Source organism: Terriglobus sp. YAF25 (assembly GCF_052113305.1).
Taxonomy (GTDB): Bacteria; Acidobacteriota; Terriglobia; order Terriglobales; family Acidobacteriaceae; genus Terriglobus.
Window position 1 is genome coordinate 1 of the sequence record NZ_JBFRCY010001044.1, and the last position, 1089, is coordinate 1089.

The following is a 1089-nucleotide window of genomic DNA, read 5'->3' on the forward strand; positions in this document are numbered from 1 at the left end:
ATCTGACAGTGGTCCTCAGCGCAACCGTCGCTATTGTCGCCGTCATTCTGGCGATCATGACGGCCCTGGCGAAGGAACGCAAAGGCCTGGATATGTCACAAGCTCTCTGAGCATTGAATCATTGAATGATGAAAGGGCGCGGCTTCTGCCGCGCCCTTTCCACTTCGCTCAAACATTATTCAATTATTTCGTTATTCAATTCTTCAATTCTTGGGTTTGAAACTCCGGATCACCTTCAGGAGCTGATCGAGTTGCTCATCGGTGAAGGTGCCCTTGAAGGCGGGCATGCTGCCGTTGCCGTTCTTGATAACGTCCTTGATCTTGTCGTCGGTCATATCCTGAATCTCTTTGGAGCGCAGGTCTTTGACCTTCAGCATCTTGCCCATGTCGGAGCCGGCGCCGTCTTCGCCGTGGCACATGACACAGTTCTTCTTGAAGAGATCTTTGCCTTCAGCCGGCGGGTCCTGCGCCAGGGCGGCGGTAGAGAAGGTTGCGACAACAGCGACGAGGGAAAGGGTACAGCGAAGAAGGGACACGATGGCAACTCCGTCGAAGAAAGAATTAGCTTGCTGTTCGATTCCATCCGTTCGGCCACGCGATGGATGAAAGGAACGATACACGGTTTCAACTACGGTTCGCCAGCGGGACGCCGCGACAGCCCAGCATGTAAGCTGCCCGCATGGCTATTCGTGTGCAATTCTGGGGCGCGGCCCGTACGGTTACCGGATCTTCTCATCACCTGGAGTGCGCTGGACGCAACATCCTGCTTGATTGCGGCTTGTTTCAGGGCCGCCGGCGTGAGGCTCGCGAGATCAATACGAACTTCGCTCTTCCCCCAGAGGACGTCAGCGCTATAGTCCTTTCCCATGCACACATTGACCACTCCGGCAATCTGCCGGGATTTGTCCGCGAAGGCTACCGCGGTCCCATCTACGCCACACCGCCCACCATCGACTTGTGCGATCCCATGTTGAAGGACTCAGCCCACGTGCAGGAGATGGAAGTTGAGTTCATCCGGAAACGCGCGCGGCGCAAGTTGTCGATCGGGCGCGATGGCGCCATCGAGCAACCGGTTGATCCTCTGTACTC

2 protein-coding genes are annotated in these 1089 nt (G+C 56.3%); one reads left to right on the forward strand and one right to left on the reverse strand.

All coding sequences use genetic code 11. From position 1 onward, the window contains the following. Window positions 1-203 precede the first annotated feature (203 nt). Complete coding sequence (locus AB4043_RS26400) at window positions 204-536, reverse strand: c-type cytochrome (protein ID WP_442299238.1); 333 nt, start codon at window positions 534-536, stop codon at window positions 204-206. Window positions 537-679: 143 nt separating this feature from the next. On the opposite strand from AB4043_RS26400, the gene AB4043_RS26405 reads away from it, so the two are divergent. Then, a partial coding sequence (locus AB4043_RS26405) for an MBL fold metallo-hydrolase (protein ID WP_442308640.1) occupies window positions 680-1089 on the forward strand: 410 nt, incomplete at its 3' end.